17 protein-coding genes are annotated in these 14,172 nt (G+C 41.3%); 7 read left to right on the top strand and 10 right to left on the bottom strand.

Annotated features, from left to right (window positions below):
• The first annotated feature begins 3 nt into the window (after positions 1-3).
• Positions 4-1,128: a CofH family radical SAM protein gene (locus tag GSY63_RS06275; RefSeq protein WP_166584935.1), complete on the top strand. Its 1,125-nt coding sequence runs from the start codon at positions 4-6 to the stop codon at positions 1,126-1,128.
• A gap of 475 nt (positions 1,129-1,603) precedes the next feature.
• Here GSY63_RS06275 and GSY63_RS06270 read toward each other — a convergent pair whose 3' ends face one another.
• From GSY63_RS06270 to GSY63_RS06255, 4 genes are all read right to left on the bottom strand, one after another.
• Positions 1,604-2,431 (bottom strand): ferritin-like domain-containing protein, encoded by an 828-nt coding sequence (locus GSY63_RS06270; RefSeq protein WP_166584934.1) that lies wholly within the window; start codon positions 2,429-2,431, stop codon positions 1,604-1,606.
• A gap of 23 nt (positions 2,432-2,454) precedes the next feature.
• Positions 2,455-3,150, bottom strand: coding sequence for a ferritin-like domain-containing protein (locus GSY63_RS06265; protein WP_166584933.1), 696 nt, complete (start codon positions 3,148-3,150; stop codon positions 2,455-2,457).
• Between the two features lie 452 nt (positions 3,151-3,602).
• On the bottom strand, positions 3,603-4,427 hold the full coding sequence (locus GSY63_RS06260) for a ferritin-like domain-containing protein (RefSeq protein WP_166584932.1): 825 nt from the start codon (positions 4,425-4,427) through the stop codon (positions 3,603-3,605).
• 9 nt (positions 4,428-4,436) lie between these two features.
• Positions 4,437-5,123 carry a ferritin-like domain-containing protein gene (locus tag GSY63_RS06255; RefSeq protein WP_166584931.1) on the bottom strand — a complete coding sequence of 229 codons (687 nt, stop codon included), beginning with the start codon at positions 5,121-5,123 and terminating at the stop codon, positions 4,437-4,439.
• A gap of 126 nt (positions 5,124-5,249) precedes the next feature.
• Between GSY63_RS06255 and scpB the strand changes: the two genes are divergently transcribed.
• The 3 genes from scpB to GSY63_RS06240 all read left to right on the top strand — a co-directional run bounded on the left by scpB (position 5,250) and on the right by GSY63_RS06240 (position 7,337).
• Positions 5,250-5,801: an SMC-Scp complex subunit ScpB gene (gene scpB, locus GSY63_RS06250; protein WP_317168548.1), complete on the top strand. Its 552-nt coding sequence runs from the start codon at positions 5,250-5,252 to the stop codon at positions 5,799-5,801.
• A gap of 162 nt (positions 5,802-5,963) precedes the next feature.
• On the top strand, positions 5,964-6,119 hold the full coding sequence (locus GSY63_RS06245) for a hypothetical protein (protein WP_166584929.1): 156 nt from the start codon (positions 5,964-5,966) through the stop codon (positions 6,117-6,119).
• A 51-nt stretch (positions 6,120-6,170) separates the two neighbouring features.
• Positions 6,171-7,337 carry a GNAT family N-acetyltransferase gene (locus tag GSY63_RS06240; RefSeq protein WP_243749167.1) on the top strand — a complete coding sequence of 389 codons (1,167 nt, stop codon included), beginning with the start codon at positions 6,171-6,173 and terminating at the stop codon, positions 7,335-7,337.
• A gap of 78 nt (positions 7,338-7,415) precedes the next feature.
• Here GSY63_RS06240 and GSY63_RS06235 read toward each other — a convergent pair whose 3' ends face one another.
• Entirely contained in the window at positions 7,416-7,757 is a 342-nt protein-coding gene (locus GSY63_RS06235) for a helix-turn-helix domain-containing protein (protein WP_166584928.1), read from the bottom strand.
• A gap of 81 nt (positions 7,758-7,838) precedes the next feature.
• Entirely contained in the window at positions 7,839-9,206 is a 1,368-nt protein-coding gene (locus tag GSY63_RS06230) for a UDP-N-acetylmuramate--L-alanine ligase (protein WP_166584927.1), read from the bottom strand.
• Positions 9,207-9,363: 157 nt separating this feature from the next.
• On the opposite strand from GSY63_RS06230, the gene GSY63_RS06225 reads away from it, so the two are divergent.
• Together GSY63_RS06225 and GSY63_RS06220 are read left to right on the top strand one after the other, a co-directional pair.
• Positions 9,364-9,771 carry an RrF2 family transcriptional regulator gene (locus tag GSY63_RS06225; RefSeq protein ID WP_166584926.1) on the top strand — a complete coding sequence of 136 codons (408 nt, stop codon included), beginning with the start codon at positions 9,364-9,366 and terminating at the stop codon, positions 9,769-9,771.
• Positions 9,772-9,824: 53 nt separating this feature from the next.
• A complete protein-coding gene (locus GSY63_RS06220; RefSeq protein WP_208094475.1) occupies positions 9,825-10,463 on the top strand; it encodes an NAD(P)-dependent oxidoreductase in 639 nt (212 codons plus the stop codon).
• Positions 10,464-10,647: 184 nt separating this feature from the next.
• Here the strand turns inward: GSY63_RS06220 and GSY63_RS24975 are convergent, their stop codons facing one another.
• Complete coding sequence (locus tag GSY63_RS24975; RefSeq protein ID WP_262887340.1) at positions 10,648-10,776, bottom strand: hypothetical protein; 129 nt, start codon at positions 10,774-10,776, stop codon at positions 10,648-10,650.
• A 197-nt stretch (positions 10,777-10,973) separates the two neighbouring features.
• Between GSY63_RS24975 and GSY63_RS06215 the strand changes: the two genes are divergently transcribed.
• Positions 10,974-11,150, top strand: a complete 177-nt coding sequence (locus GSY63_RS06215; protein WP_166584925.1) for a hypothetical protein — start codon at positions 10,974-10,976, stop codon at positions 11,148-11,150.
• A 34-nt stretch (positions 11,151-11,184) separates the two neighbouring features.
• Here the strand turns inward: GSY63_RS06215 and prmA are convergent, their stop codons facing one another.
• The 3 genes from prmA to GSY63_RS06200 all read right to left on the bottom strand — a co-directional run bounded on the left by prmA (position 11,185) and on the right by GSY63_RS06200 (position 14,121).
• On the bottom strand, positions 11,185-12,024 hold the full coding sequence (prmA, locus tag GSY63_RS06210) for a 50S ribosomal protein L11 methyltransferase (protein WP_166584924.1): 840 nt from the start codon (positions 12,022-12,024) through the stop codon (positions 11,185-11,187).
• A gap of 91 nt (positions 12,025-12,115) precedes the next feature.
• A complete protein-coding gene (gene tpiA, locus GSY63_RS06205; protein ID WP_166584923.1) occupies positions 12,116-12,880 on the bottom strand; it encodes a triose-phosphate isomerase in 765 nt (254 codons plus the stop codon).
• A gap of 47 nt (positions 12,881-12,927) precedes the next feature.
• Complete coding sequence (locus tag GSY63_RS06200; protein WP_166584922.1) at positions 12,928-14,121, bottom strand: GlmU family protein; 1,194 nt, start codon at positions 14,119-14,121, stop codon at positions 12,928-12,930.
• Between the last annotated feature and the right edge of the window lie 51 nt (positions 14,122-14,172).

Raw genomic sequence — 14,172 nt, 5'->3', positions numbered from 1 at the left:
TATATGAATACATCCGATCTGTTACAACGCGCACTGCAGTTTGATTTTTTGAGCCAGGAAGAAGGCGTTTATCTATACAACCATGCCTCTACACCCGACCTCATGTACACTGCCAACGAATTGCGCAAAATACAGGTACCTCATGGCAAAGTAACCTGGCAGATCGACCGTAATGTTAACACCACTAACGTTTGTATTGCCAACTGTAAGTTTTGCAATTTCTTCCGTCGCCCCGGGCACGAGGACAGCTACATTACAGATATTGAAACCTACAAACGCAAAATTGAAGAAACCTTTAAATACGGCGGCGATCAGCTCCTACTGCAAGGTGGGCACCACCCCGATTTAGGCCTTTCTTTTTATACCGATCTGTTTAAACAGCTAAAAGAGCTATATCCAACACTTAAACTGCATTCATTAGGTCCACCCGAAATTGCGCACGTATCTAAACTGGAAGGCATGAGCCATTACGATGTGCTAAGTGCCATGAAGGATGCAGGCCTCGATTCGTTACCAGGCGCAGGTGCCGAGATTTTGAATGACCGTGTACGTCGCTTGATTTCTAAAGGTAAATGCGGCGGTAAAGAATGGCTTGATGTAATGCGTGCTGCCCATAAACTAAATCTGCCGTCATCCGCTACGATGATGTTTGGCCATGTGGAAACTATAGAAGAGCGTTTTGAGCACCTGGTATGGATCCGCGAGGTACAGTCAGAAAAACCGGAAGGCCATTATGGTTTTACCGCGTTTATTCCATGGCCTTTCCAGGACGACGGAACCTTGCTGCGTAAAGTTCGTGGCATTACCAACAATGTAACCGGCGACGAATACATTCGCATGATTGCCTTGAGCCGCATTATGTTGCCTAACGTTAAAAACATCCAGGCATCATGGTTAACGGTAGGTAAACAGGTTGCACAAATTTGTTTACATGCAGGTGCTAACGATTTTGGTTCTATCATGATCGAAGAGAATGTAGTATCTGCCGCGGGTGCACCTCACCGTTTTACCGCTAAGGGCATACAGACTGCTATTGAGGAAGCCGGTTTCGAATCGCAATTACGCAACCAGAAATACGAGTGGCGTGAAATGCCTGCCGAGTTAGAAGAACAGGTTATTGATTATTAAGACCTCTCCCCAACCCTCTCCAAAGGAGCGGGAACTATATACCATAAATCGTCATGCTGAACTTGTTTCAGCACCCCACATGCCAGGTAGCCGATCTAAAAAGTTTACTACCTGTCCTGTGAGATCCCGAAACAAGTTCGGGAAGACGAGCGTGTAATTATAACTGAAATAACTTGTCGGTAATAAAAAAGGTCGGCTTCACTCTCGCAGTTAAACCGACCCTACATCTACCTATGAAAAACAGTCCTTTTGGAAGGACATATAGATATAGGCAAAACTTGCGCCAATCTGCCAAACATTGCGTAAAAGGCAACAGAACACACTTTTGTAGTTAACAAAATAATTACTGTGGAAATACCACCACTAAAATCGAGATAAATATTCCACAATTGGGTAAATCTCCTAATTTGATACAACATAAAAAAAGGGTCCCGATAAATCGAGACCCTTTTGCATTTATTAGTATAATATAGAATTAAGAAACTATAAAAGGACTAACTATAGCCAACACAGATGCTTTATCAAGCGGCTCGTCGAAAGCCTCAACAGCTGCGGCATAAGTAGTTTTGCCACTAACGGCATTAAGGCTGGTAATATCCACACCACCTTGAGATATGTTATTTTCGCCAAAGTACGATGCATTTACGGCAGAGATACCTGTATCATTATAAACAGTTGCGCTACCTGTAATCCATGGTTTAATGGTTGCGCCTTTGCTGGCACGCAGGTAACGGATAGCCGACGCATGGCGTGCCTCTACCGAGTGAATTTGCAAGGCAGCAGTTAACACAATCTGATTACCTAATAAGTTACCAGCCTGGCCTTTGTAAGCACGCACACCGGTATCTTCAAAAGTTTCCGCAACTGCTAAATATGTGTTGTAGTTGGTTAATACATCTGCAAAAGCGCCTTTTGCAGTAAGATCAAATGTTGGCGAAGATACTGCGTTACTACCCAAAACAGACTTTAGGAATGCTACGTGTGCATTTTCGTGGCCTGCTACAGTGGTAAAGTAACCTTTATCTGCAGACGGTATTAACGCACCTTGAGCTAAACCTTGATTGTAGAAATAAGCTTCCAGATACTCCAGCGTTAAAGCAAAGTTTAATACGTCATTCACGCTCGAAGTAGTTTGTCCATACGCTTTTTTAAATAAAGCACTAAAGGCGAAGGGCAAAGCAGCAGCTGCCAGTTTAGTACCAAAGCCGGTCATGTTTTTTATGGCGTCGCGGCGCGGGCTGATCCTTTCCTGAAACTCAGGATCAACATTTTGTATTTCGTCTATTATGTTAAATAAGTTCATGATTTTTCTGTTTTAGAGATAGATTAATAAATACCTAATGCTGGTGCAAGAATCTTTTTACCTGATAAAAAAGTATTGGCAATAGGCACAACATCTTTTGGCGACTTTGCGCCATCCAAGCCATTGGCGTCAACAGCAGTACTGTCAGCAAATGATCCCGGAGAAATCAGATTGCGGATCAAGGCTGCATGGCGTGCTTCAACCGAAACAATTTTACCTGCAAGCGCCAAATAATCTACCTTCTGAATCATGTAACCTGCACCATTATAAGCAGATACTCCTAAATCTTCAAATGCCTTCGCAGCAGCTAAAACGCTGGTACGGTCCGAAAAATTAATGGTACTAAAGTTTGGAGTTAAGCCTTCAATAGCAGCGGTTCCCAACGCTGCCTTAAAGAACTCGCGGTGTGCAACCTCATGATCACGGATGTCGGTAAATAAAGATTTCTCGTAAGTACTTTGATTTGCGTATGGTGATGCAGCTACCTGGATATAAAAAGCAGCTTCCAGTTGTTCCAAAGCATAAGCATAATTTAAAATTGCGATATCACCAGAGCCTAAGTCAACGTGATCATTGGTTACGGTGGCTGAGTGATCTTTTGAGCATGATGCGATGGTTAATACACCTGCAGCCATTGCTGCCCCAGTGCCGGCATAACGCAAAAACTGACGTCGTGCCATCCCTTGTTGCAAGGGACTTTCTTGTCCTAATGTTTTCATGGAGGAGTTAATAATAGAGGATAAATATTAAACTAATAAATAATTTTATTTACCTTAATATACGGGATGCCAGAACTATAGTTTTTGACGCGGACTATATATCGCATAGCAAAAAGCGCTAAGAATTATATATTATTATAAAACAAAAGAGAGACAATTGAATAGTTTAACGCATAAAAAAAGCCGGATCAACTCTCGCAGTTCATCCGACTCTACATCTACCTATGAAAAACATATCCTTTTGGAAGGATATTAATATATAGACAAAGCATATGCCATTGTGCCAAACATTGCTTTCTACGCAAAAAATACGCTTTTCTGGGTTTTATATTTTCTTGATTGGGGAATTTATTTCCCGACAGTGGTTATTTTTTCCACATTCCCGTTTTTTTTCCACACTATAGAAAAAACTTACAAGCAAATATTATTAGAAAAAATTAAATTACAGGATATCAGGCTGTGAAAAGGCTTAAAATATTTAAAACTGAGGCCTTATCCATGGGTTCGTCAAAGGCTTCTACAGCAGTAGAGCTGGAAACTGTGCCATTTAGGCCTTTTAACGTAGTGATGTCAATACCGGCCTGCACCAGGTTGTTTTCGCCGATATAATTTGCGTTAAATGCGGCAATGCCTGTATCATTAAATACAGTGGCGCTGCCTGTTATCCATGGGCTGATATTAACGCCGCGGTTCATACGCAAATAACGTATTGCAGAAGCATGGCGTGCCTCTACAGAATGGATTTGCATAGCGGCAGTTAAAATAATCTGATTCCCCATAAGTTTAACCAACTGCCCCTTGTAAGCGCGTACGCCGGTATCCTCTAAAGCATTAGCTACGGCAAGGTATGTATCGTAGTTTGAAAGCACGTCTTCAAAAACGCCCTTAGCAGTAAGGTCAAATTTGGGCGATGGAACAGCATTAGAACCGAGAGCCGATTTCAGAAAGCTTACATGCTCATTTTCATGGGCGGCAATGGCTGTAAAATAGGCTTTATCTGCATTGGGTATCAAATTGGCTTGCAGCAAGCCCTGGTTATAAAACCATGCTTCGAGATATTCGAAAGTAAGGGCAAAGTTAAGCACATCATTAACATCGGCTTCAGTTTGGCCGTAGGCTTTGTTCAATAACGATCCGAAAGCTAGAGGCAATGCAGCGAGGGCAACGTTTGCACCCATTTGCGCCATATTTTTAATTACGCTGCGCCGCGGACTTATCCTATCCTCAAATTCAGGATCAACGTTTTGTATATCTGCTATCAGTTTGGCTAAATTCATTTGTAGTGGTTAATAAATACCAAGGTCTGGCGCAATAACTTTTGTATCCTTCAACATGCTATTAATAAGAGGCACAACCTCCTGAGGCGATTTAGCTGCATCCAACCCATTATTATTAATCATCAGACTATCTGCAAATGAGGCAGGACTAATAAGATTGTCGATAAGCGCCGCATGCCTTGCTTCAACAGAAACAATTTTCCCTGCTAATAATAAATAATCGGATTTCTTAAACAGGTAAGCCGAACCGTTATACGCTGTTAAGCCAAGGTCTTCAAATGATTTTGCAGCCGCCAAAACACTGCCACGATCGGCAAAATTAATTGTACCGAAATTTGGCGTTAAAGCGCCTACCGCGTTGCCATTAAGCGCCGATTTAAAAAATTCGCGGTGTGCAACTTCGTGGTCGCGGATATCTGTTAACAATACCCTTTCCGTATTGCTCATATTAGCATATGGGCTGGCTACAACCCGTGTGTAAAAGGCAGCTTCGAGTTGTTCTATTACATACGCTAAATTAAGTATGGCAATATCTCCTACACCAAGGTCCACGTGGTCGTTATAAACAATACGGGTTGGATCTTTAGTACAGGAATTAAAGCCAACAGCACTTATAGCGGCCCCGGCTGCTATAAACCCTAAAAATTTTCGTCGTGCTATTCCCCCGGGAGGGGTTTCTGGTTTTTGTTTATACATTTATTCTATGCCGACACAAAATAAACAATCTAAATAAATATTCAACCTTTGTTTATTACTAAAGTTATTGATCCTTTATTTTCATAATGTTATCGCGCAAATAATATATTTGGGGAGATGGAAAACATGGATCAATACTTAGAGGCACTCATATTTGCCTCAGAACAAAGCATCAGGGTAGAAGAGTTACAGTATTGCTTGCAAAGCGTTTTTAATGAAGACTTTAGCGCCGAAACCATTAACACGTCAATCAACGCCATTAAGGAGAAATATGCAGATAGCCGCTTTGCCATCGAATTGATTAAAACGGGTAACGGCTACCAGTTTCTGACTAAAAAAGATTATCACCTTGCCATAAATCAGCTTCAATTGCAGCGTTCAAAAAAAAAATTAAGCCAGGCTGCAATAGAAACCATGGCTATTATAGCCTATAGGCAGCCTATCACCAAGGTAGAAATAGAACAAATACGCGGGGTAAACTGTGATTATACCGTGCAAAAATTGCTCGAGAAGGAGCTGATCAGCATAGCCGGAAAATCGGACTCGGTAGGTAAGCCTATACTATATGGTACTAGCCCACTGTTTATGGATTATTTCGGCATTAATGATATTAAAGAACTACCGCAAATAAAGGAACTAATAGCCGATAGCGACTCTATAGGTGAACAAACGGAATAATTTTTTTGATATTTTTATGCTGATCAATTTTAGTTATTTTTGAGAAACACTAAATTTGTGCTGTACGCAAAACACATAAAAATTAGTTTATTTGCTTATACATTTTCACATTAAGTTTTAAGTGCAATGGCAACGCCAAAAAAACCAACGAACAAAAAACCTGTGTCAAAAAACACAGTACAGAAGAAAGCCGACAAGCCGGGAGATTTAAAACCTAAAAAAAGGCCGATCGATGACGACGATGATGACTTTGATGCATCATATGATGATATTGATTACGATCAGCTGCAAGATTTTGATGAGGACGACGATTATTAAAGAGATTTAGTACATACTCATTTACAGGCATTCAGTTTTTTAACAAGCTGAATGCTTTTTTATTTTTATAGCCCCATCTACATCCAGCAAATGACCATTACTGAAGTTAATAATAAACAAACCCGTAACGCATTTTTAGATATCGCCAGGCAGATCTATAAGGACGACCCTAACTGGGTTTGCCCGCTTGATAATGATGTAGAGGCAATATTTGATCCTAAAAAGAACAGTTTCCATCAGCATGGAAAAGTTACGCGCTGGGTGCTGACCGATGATAATGGTAAATGTATTGGCCGAATAGCTGCTTTTATTAATGACAAGAAAGCTAATCACGATGGTGAACTCATAGGCGGTATGGGTTTTTTTGAGTGCATTAACGACAAGAACGCAGCCTTTCTACTATTCGACACTGCTAAAAACTGGCTTAAAGCAAACGGAATGCAGGCCATGGAAGGCCCTATTAATTTCGGCGAAAACGATACCAACTGGGGCCTGCTGATAGAAGGATTTGTGCCGCCATCATACGGCATGAATTATCACCTACCCTACTACAAGTCGCTGTTTGACGCCTATGGTTTTAAAACCGAATACGAGCAGATCACCAATAAACTGATTGTTTATGATGAGTTTCCGGAGCGTTTTACCAAAATAGCTAACTGGGTTGCCAAAAAACCGGGGTATGAATTTAAGCACCTCGAAATGGACAAAATAGACCAGTTTGCTGCCGACTTTATGGAAATCTACAATGATGCCTGGCGCGATTTTGAAAATTTTGTTCCCATAACCCGTGATGCCATTATGGACAGTTTTAGGCAAATGAAACAAATTGCAGATCCGAACCTGATATGGTTTGCCTACATCAACGGCGAACCCGCTGCGGCTGTGGTTATTTTGCCAGACGCCAACCAAATGATTAAAGGACTTAACGGCAAGCTGGACCTGATAGGCAAATTGAAATTTGTTTACAAGCGTTGGAAAGGCGTTGACCGCATGCGCGCTGTAGTAATGGGCACCAAGCAAAAGTATCAGAACCACGGGCTCGAGTCGGCCATATTTATTAAGTTGAAACAGTACGTTTACCCGCTAAACCAGTATCACGAACTAGAACTATCGTGGGTGGGCGATTTTAATGAGAAAATGCTGGCGATGCATCACGCTATGGGTGGTGTATTTAGTAAAAGGCACGCAACCATGAAATACAAATTTAACTCAAAGTAAAATTTTAAGAAATAAAAAAGCCCGTTATGCAATGTAACGGGCTCGTATTTTACTATGTAGAAAGGCGCTACGCGAAAATTAAGCAGTCGCTTTACTTTGACGCAGCTCTTCAAATAATTCGATAACTTTCTTTTGTAAATCGATAACCTCGGTTTCCCGATCCATCAACTTCTTGTTCACCGATTCAAGTTCGTTTGCATACTTCAATTCCCCCTCTGCATCATTAAACGTTAATAACTGAACCACTGACATTTCAAATAAATCAGCTATTTGCTCCAATCGAGACAGGTTGATATCTGTAATACCGGTTTCGATTTTAGAAAAAGCAGGTATTGAAATATCTAATCGTTTCGCAACATCTTCCTGACTCCAACCTTTTTGGTGGCGTAATAATCTGATCTTTTTTCCCAGTGTTTTCATTTTTAATTTAATTAGTTAATTAGGATATAGGTTTTCTCAATAGTTAATAAAGTTACAATAATATTTCAAAATAAAAAGTTCTTACTTAAAATACTTTTTTAAAATGTGCGCTGTTAGTTCGTTTAAGTTTAATCCACCAAAATTTCCTGAACTCATAAGCAAAATGCTGCTATCAACAGCTTCAAACTCATCCAACAATGTGCGCAACGACTCGGGCTTATCAAAAAAGATCAGGTCATCGCGCTTAAAAGCTTCTTTGACCTTATCTGCAGCATAAGGCTGCATTTTCTTTTGCTCGAAAGTTTTTTGATCTATAAATACTACAGCGGTATCAGCTCCATCCATAGTATTGGCGTATTCATTCAAAAAGTCGGCATTTAAACTGCTGAAAGTATGCAGCTCGATACATGCCAAAAGCTTCCTGTCTGGAAATTGTGTTTTAACCGCCTGTATCGTTGCCTGTAGCTTCGATGGCGAGTGCGCAAAATCCTTATAAATATTAACGTGCTTGTTACTCCCTAGCAGCTCCAATCGCCTCGCTGCTCCCTTGAAGCTACTAATATAATGATAAAACTCATCAGTAGTAATATCAAACATGCTACAAACATTCCTCGCAGCTTCGATATTTAACAAATTATGCTGGCCAAAAACATTTAGTGGATATGATTTACCCTCATAATCTATATAAGTAATCCCATCAGCAATGTGATAAGGCGGCAAGCCATATCCTAATTTGTTAATTTCCGAACTATCTTTAAGTACCACATCCTTTAATACCGAGTCGGTTTCACTGTAAAAAAGCGTTCCGGCAACAGTAATGGTCTCTAAAAAAATCTTAAACTGTTCGGTATAGCTATCAAACGTTGGGAATACGTTGATATGGTCCCAGGCAATACCGCTTAACACGGCAATATTTGCTTTATAAAGGTGAAACTTAGGCCGGCGATCAATCGGCGAAGCCAGGTACTCATCCCCTTCTATAACAATAATCGGGGCATCGCTTAGCTTTACCATGGTATCAAAACCTTCCAGCTGCGCGCCAACAAGATAGTCGAAATCTTTACCGGCAGCCTGCAAAACGTGCAGTATCATAGAGGTAATAGTGGTTTTACCATGACTGCCCCCTACTACAACCCGCAGTTTATCTTTAGACTGTTCGTAAATATACTCGGGGTAAGAGTAGATCTTCAGGCCCAGTTCCTGCGCTTTTAGCAACTCTGGATTATCAATGCGGGCATGCATACCCAGCACTACGGCATCCAGATCGGGCGTAACCCTTTCCGGAAACCAACCTTGTTCGGCAGGCAAAATGCCATACCTGGCCAAACGGGATACCGACGGTTCGAACAAAACATCGTCCGAGCCGGTAACTTTAAATCCTTTCTTGTGTAAGGCGATAGCCAGGTTATGCATTGCACTGCCACCAACGGCTATAAAATGTACTTTCATAGTTTAAACGTGTACAAAATTAACATAAAATAAAAATTATTTATAGCCTATTAACAGAGATTGTAAGCTTTAGGCAAAAAATTTCCAATTATTTGAAAATTTAATTTTAATTATTCGAAACTTTCATACCTTTGTACTGTAATAATATTTATTACAGATGAATGCCAGATTTCAAATAGCCGTACACATTCTAACTTTGCTGCATCATGCAAAAGGCGAACTATACCCATCTGAGTTTATTGCGGGCAGCATAAATGCTAATGCGGCGTTGGTTAGAAAAGAGTTAAGCAATTTGCGCAAACATGGCCTGGTGGAAAGCAAAGAGGGCAAAACAGGTGGCTATGCACTTGGGCGACCGGCAGAATTAATTACGTTAGCCGATGTTTACGCAGCAATAAAATCTGTAACTCCATTTGGGCTAGCTAAAAATCAACCCAACCCCGACTGCCCTGTTGGCAAACAGGTAAACAAACATGTAATGGCTTTATACCGGGATGTAGATCAGTCAATCAGCAAGCATTTATTTGGAATAACCCTTGCCGATTTTAGTAAGAATTTTGATTAAATTTTTTTTATACATAACTGTAACTATTTAAATTACATTTAACAATACACATTATGAAAATTGCATTAATAGGCGCAACCGGATACGTTGGCGCAAACGTTTTAAAAGAAGCCTTAAAACATGGGCACACTGTAGTTGCTATTGCACGCAACACTGATAAAGTTGAAGATAATGATGGTGTAACCAAAGTTGCCATAGACATAGCCGACGAGACTAAATTAGTTGAAGCCTTAGCTGGCAGCGATATAGTAGTAAGTGCTTTTAACGCCGGCTGGACCAATCCGGATTTATATAACGATTTTATTAAAGGCTCTGAAACTATACAGACAGCTGCTAAACAAGCTGGTGTAAGCCGTTTGTTGGTAGTTGGTGGTGCGGGCAGTTTATTTATTGATGGTAAACAACTGGTTGATTCGCCACAGTTTCCGGCCGAGTGGAAGACCGGTGCAACCGCTGCCCGCGATTACCTTACCGAATTAAGAAAAGAAGAAGAATTAGATTGGACCTTCCTGAGCCCTGCTATAGATCTGCACCCAGGCGAGCGCACCGGCCAATATCGTATCGGTACAGAAAGCCCAGTGTTTGACGATGCTGGTAAATGTTCGATAAGCGTAGAAGACCTTGCCGTTGCGATTGTTGATGAAGCCGAGAATAAGCAATTTGCAAAGAAAAGGTTTACTGTGGGATATTAAATCGCAACTTTTATCCACCCGTCGTGTCGAACTTATCTCAGCACCAACCCGCTAGGCATACCAACTGCCAGGTATACAACCTGTCTCGTGGGGTACCGAAACAAGTTCGGCATGACGTTTTGGAGATTTCAAATCGCTTTACTCATCAATAGCCATCAATCAAATTAATACCAGAACTGCCGCCTTACACTGAATTAATTTTCCACTGCATTTCAACCGGATTAAACTTATCGTAATAAAAAAACATTACCAGCATCGCATCGGCCTTACAAAACGTTTGATCGAGGTGCGCTTCTATTATACCGGAACTCATAAATGACATCAACTTTCTTTATCATCCGGTAAAACTCATTAACCGCCGCGTTGTTGTTAAACTATTGTTCCAAAATTTATCTGGTATAGTAAAGGTATCCACTCAATTAAAAGGTTATGAAAATTATTGAAGAACAACCCGGGCAGTCAGTTTTAAGCTTCGCTACCGATTTTACCTACAGCGATAATCAAACGGTTATGAATACCTACCCAGATGAAGAAGAGGCTGACTTTGAGGAGGAGGTTGATGAAGCCGAAATAGAAGTGGATGATGACCTAAATGAGCCGGACCCCGAAGGAGACTATACCACGGGCGAAGCCTATGATGATACAGATGATGAAGATGGACCAGATCCGGTTCCGTCGCCGTCCTAAAACAAACAGGGCTCTTGTAACAAGAGCCCCTTCTTTATGCTTTTACAAACCGGGCAGCTACCCAGTCTTTCATTTTTTTATGTTCGCGATAAGCCATACCATGTTTGGCGGCTTCTTCTTTGATAATATCCAGGTCAGGAGTTTCGTAAAAACCACTGAAATAGATCTCGCCTTCAGGCTTCAATACTTCACCGTAACGCTTCATCTGATCTATCAGAATGTTGCGATTAATGTTAGCCAATATAGTATCAAACTGGGTACCAGGGATAGCTTCCTTCGACCCATGTAGCGGTTCGATATTGGTGATATGATTTAGCTTCGAATTCTCGATTGTACTATCGAAACAAATTTTGTCGTAATCGATGGCTACCAGTTCTCCGGCACCAAGTTTAGAAGCCAGTATAGCTAAAATACCCGTGCCACAGCCCATATCTAAAACCTTTTTACCCTGCAGATCGGCATCCAGCAAATGAGCCATCATCATGGTAGTAGTTTCGTGGTGACCGGTACCGAAAGCCATTTTAGGGTCTATCACAATCTCATATGGAAAATCTTTGGCAGGCTCGTGGAAAGTAGCCCGCACCCAAACTTTATCACCAACCTGCATCGGTTGAAAATTACTCTCCCACTCCTCGTTCCAGTTTTTTTGCGGTATCAGGTTTACCTCATAACTAAATTCGAACATATCTTCAAAGGAGCTCAACACCTCATCAACCTGGTATTTATCAAAGCTTTCTGCAGGTGTATAGGCTTTAAAGCCAACTTCGGTTTCTTCAAACGTGTCGAAACCCAGTCCGCCCAACGCATCTATCAACAAATCTTGCTGATAGTCTTCCCCATCTGTAAGGGTAAATTCAAGTTCGTAGTAATTCATTATCAGTTACGAGTTAAATGTTACGAGTTGCGGGTAGAATAACAAATTTAGCAACTCGCAACTCATAACACCAAACTCTCAACAGATTTAATTAATTAAATACCTTAACGATATCTAAAAAGTCGCGCGATTTTAAAGATGCACCACCGATAAGGCCGCCATCTATATCACCTTGCTCAAATAACTCCTGAGCATTTTTAGGGTTGCAGCTACCGCCGTAAAGGATGGTAGTATCATCGGCAACTTGTTGATTGTATTGGTTAGCGATTTCGTTACGGATAAACGCGTGAACCTCTTGAGCTTGCGCAGCCGTAGCAGTTTTACCTGTACCAATAGCCCAAACTGGTTCGTAAGCCAAAACAACCTGAGCAAATTGCTCGGCCGATAAATGGAATACGCCTTCAACCAGTTGCTTTTTGATTACATCGAAGTGCACTTCGGTTTCACGCTCATCTAAAGTTTCGCCAATGCAGAAAATTGGTTTTAGGCCATTTTTTAAAGCTGTATCGGTTTTTGCAGCCAAAAGCTCGTTGGTTTCGCCAAAATACTGGCGACGCTCTGAGTGACCCAAGATTACAAATTCAGCACCGGTTGATTTAACCATTTTGGCAGAAATTTCGCCTGTGTAAGCACCACTTTCGGCCTGGTGTGCATTTTGTGCACCAATGGCAACTTTATCATAACCTTTTGCAAGTTGCGCCAGGCTATGCAAGTGAATAAAAGGGCTACAGATAACAGCGGTTTGCGTACCGGTTATTTCGTCTTTTACCATGTTTACTACTTCAGAAAACAGCGATAGACCTTCGTTATAGTCCATGTTCATTTTCCAGTTGCCGGCAACAATTTTCTTTCTCATTTTCTTTTAATTATTGAGTGTTGTGTTATTATTTAAGTTAATACCTGCTATTTAAGCCTGGCATTTCTGTATTGTGCAGTTAATTCAAAAACGTGTTCTAAAATATCCTGTTCGGTTTTATCAAACGGCCGATTTTCGCGTCGCGAATAAACCAGGGCAGTCGTTTCGAACATCTTTTTAAGCGTATATATCTCAAACCCGCCGGCGCCGCCCCAGCTAAAATCGGGCACGTAATTATGCGGGAAACCTGCACCAAATACATTGGCACTTACTCCTACAACTGTACCTGTATTAAACATGGTATTAATGGCGCATTTGGCGTGATCGGCCATAATAAGGCCGCAAAACTGAAGCCCCGTTTTGCGGAAATGCTTGGTAGTGTAATCCCAAAGCTTTACCTCGGCGTAATTGTTCTTTAAGTTGGAGTTGTTGGTATCGGCACCTATGTTGCACCATTCGCCCATTACCGAGTTACCTAAATAGCCTTCGTGCCCTTTTGAGGAATAGCCCCAAATGATTGAGTTGTTGATTTCGCCCCCTACCCTGCAAAACGGACCGATGGTAGTAGCACCATAGATCTTAGCCCCCATTTTAACTTGAGAATCATTGCACAAAGCGAAAGCCCCCCGGATATGGGCACCTTCCCAAACGTCGCTATTTTTACCTAAGTATATAGGTCCGTTTTTAGTATTGAAGGTCGAGCATTCGGCAGTTGCATCTTCTTCGGCAAAAAAATCAGTGCCAATAATGGTATTCGTTTCGCTTATGATGGCGCTGGTGCGGCCGTTAGTTAGGAGTTTAAAATCCTTACGAAGTTCGATATCATTTTTACGGAATATATCTTCCGGGTATTTTAAATATAATGGAGTTCGGTCGTAATCGATAGTCGAACCAAAATCTAAATCCGGAGTAAAAGCAGTGGCCTCGTCTGCATTCAGTTTTACAGCAACCAGCTGGCCGTTGTATTTCAAGGCCTGGCCATTTTTCAGCTTGGCAATAGCTTCAACCAGAAACTCGTCGGGGCAAAAAGCGCCGTTAATAAAGATATTTTCGTCCGCTACAACCTGTGGGTATTTAACCTGCAGGTATGGCCGGGTATGGTATGAGTAATAGGTATTCAAATGCTTAGCCCATTTTTCGGCTATAGTGAGTATACCTATGCGCAGGTTGGCAACCGGGCGCGTAAACGTTAAAGGAAGTAATGTTTGCGATGCGTTATCGTCAAAAAGAATGATTGCCATTGCGCAAAAATAAAAAAGTCCCCCGATGTACGGGGGACTTTCTAATATTTA

The sequence above is a fragment of the Mucilaginibacter agri genome, assembly GCF_009928685.1.
GTDB lineage: Bacteria > Bacteroidota > Bacteroidia > Sphingobacteriales > Sphingobacteriaceae > Mucilaginibacter > Mucilaginibacter agri.
Note: the sequence above shows the minus strand (reverse complement) of the source record. Positions and strands in the feature narration are given on the sequence as shown.

Bases quoted from the DNA above. Each gene is read 5' to 3' on its own strand.
- tpiA (WP_166584923.1), bottom strand. From the start codon at position 12,880: ATGAGAAAGAAAATTGTTGCCGGCAACTGGAAAATGAACATGGACTAT.
- scpB (WP_317168548.1), top strand. From the start codon at position 5,250: ATGGATCAATACTTAGAGGCACTCATATTTGCCTCAGAACAAAGCATC.
- GSY63_RS06255 (WP_166584931.1), bottom strand. From the start codon at position 5,123: ATGTATAAACAAAAACCAGAAACCCCTCCCGGGGGAATAGCACGACGA.
- prmA (WP_166584924.1), bottom strand. From the start codon at position 12,024: ATGAATTACTACGAACTTGAATTTACCCTTACAGATGGGGAAGACTAT.
- GSY63_RS06235 (WP_166584928.1), bottom strand. From the start codon at position 7,757: ATGAAAACACTGGGAAAAAAGATCAGATTATTACGCCACCAAAAAGGT.
- GSY63_RS06225 (WP_166584926.1), top strand. From the start codon at position 9,364: ATGAATGCCAGATTTCAAATAGCCGTACACATTCTAACTTTGCTGCAT.
- GSY63_RS24975 (WP_262887340.1), bottom strand. From the start codon at position 10,776: ATGAGTTCCGGTATAATAGAAGCGCACCTCGATCAAACGTTTTGTAAG.
- GSY63_RS06240 (WP_243749167.1), top strand. From the start codon at position 6,171: ATGCTTTTTTATTTTTATAGCCCCATCTACATCCAGCAAATGACCATT.
- GSY63_RS06215 (WP_166584925.1), top strand. From the start codon at position 10,974: ATGAATACCTACCCAGATGAAGAAGAGGCTGACTTTGAGGAGGAGGTT.
- GSY63_RS06265 (WP_166584933.1), bottom strand. From the start codon at position 3,150: ATGAAAACATTAGGACAAGAAAGTCCCTTGCAACAAGGGATGGCACGA.
- GSY63_RS06220 (WP_208094475.1), top strand. From the start codon at position 9,825: ATGAAAATTGCATTAATAGGCGCAACCGGATACGTTGGCGCAAACGTT.
- GSY63_RS06260 (WP_166584932.1), bottom strand. From the start codon at position 4,427: ATGAATTTAGCCAAACTGATAGCAGATATACAAAACGTTGATCCTGAA.
- GSY63_RS06230 (WP_166584927.1), bottom strand. From the start codon at position 9,206: ATGAAAGTACATTTTATAGCCGTTGGTGGCAGTGCAATGCATAACCTG.
- GSY63_RS06270 (WP_166584934.1), bottom strand. From the start codon at position 2,431: ATGAACTTATTTAACATAATAGACGAAATACAAAATGTTGATCCTGAG.
- GSY63_RS06200 (WP_166584922.1), bottom strand. From the start codon at position 14,121: ATGGCAATCATTCTTTTTGACGATAACGCATCGCAAACATTACTTCCT.
- GSY63_RS06275 (WP_166584935.1), top strand. From the start codon at position 4: ATGAATACATCCGATCTGTTACAACGCGCACTGCAGTTTGATTTTTTG.